Below are 1,091 nucleotides of genomic sequence, written 5' to 3'. Positions count from 1 at the left end.
AGAGTCCAACAACAAACTGAGTAAAAGCAGGAAGTTCGGCGCCAAAGCCCTTAAACATTTCATCAAATGTTGGTACAACTTTTACCAAGAGAATAGTGGTAACGATAAAAGAGACAACCAGTACCGAAATGGGGTAGCTCATTGCTTTTTTAACTTTCTTCTTTAGTGCCTCTGTTTTTTCCATGTAAGTCGCAACACGGTCTAACATGGTTTCGAGTGCACCCGACTTCTCACCAGAGTCAACTAGGTTGCAAAATAAATCATCGAAATGTTGAGGGTGTTTACGAAGCGCGCCGGCAAAATTGTTACCTGCAGCGACTTCATTTTTAATATCAATAACCAGTGTTTGCAGGCTTGGATTCTCAAGGCCGTCTGCAACGATATCAAAGGCTTGAATAAGCGGTACGCCCGCTTTCATCATGGTAGCAAGCTGGCGCGTAAAAATAGCGACATCGAAGGGGGTTATTTTTTTCCCTTTCGCACGAGTGGCAGCCGCTTTTTTTACTTTGACGGGTTTTATGCCTTGCTTACGAAGCTGTGCTTTGACCAAGGCCGAGTTTGCCGCGGCCATAACGCCAGTAGTTTTATTTCCTTTTCGGTCAGTGCCTTCCCAGGAAAAGGACAATGTTTTATCTGTGGTGCTTGCCATGTGTTAGTCCTTGGTTACACGTTCGACTTCTTCAAGGCTGGTGACGCCTTCAATAGCCTTTAAAAGTGCTGATTTTCTAAGGTTGTTAAAGCCTTCTTCATCTGCCTGCTTTGCGATTTCAAGTGAAGTGGCTTCGGACATAATAAGTTGAGCGATCTTAGGCGTGTTTTTAACGACTTCGTAAATGCCCACCCGGCCTTTATAGCCTTTATTACATTTATCACACCCTTTTGGTTTATAAAGTGTAAAACCTGTATCAATTTGTTCTTTTGTGAAGCCTTCCTTCTCTAGTGTTTCGGGAGGGATATCAGCAGGCTCTTTACAGGCGCTGCATAAGCGTCTTGCCAGTCGTTGTGCGATGATAAGACTGACAGATGTGGCGATGTTGAATGCCGGAACGCCCATATTGATCATACGAGTTAGAGTTTCTGGTGCGCTATTG

General features: G+C 44.2%; 2 protein-coding genes. Both read right to left on the bottom strand.

What is annotated here, in order from left to right:
• A partial coding sequence (locus tag A3735_RS01310) for a type II secretion system F family protein (RefSeq protein ID WP_197485577.1) occupies positions 1–649 on the bottom strand: 649 nt, incomplete at its 3' end.
• A gap of 3 nt (positions 650–652) precedes the next feature.
• Positions 653–1,091, bottom strand: a 439-nt coding sequence (locus tag A3735_RS01305) for a GspE/PulE family protein (RefSeq protein WP_369820494.1), incomplete at its 5' end; no start/stop codon positions are given.

Source organism: Oleiphilus sp. HI0061, assembly GCF_001635675.1.
The sequence above is the reverse complement of the archived record's forward strand: the minus strand, read 5'-3'. Positions and strand labels throughout refer to the sequence as shown.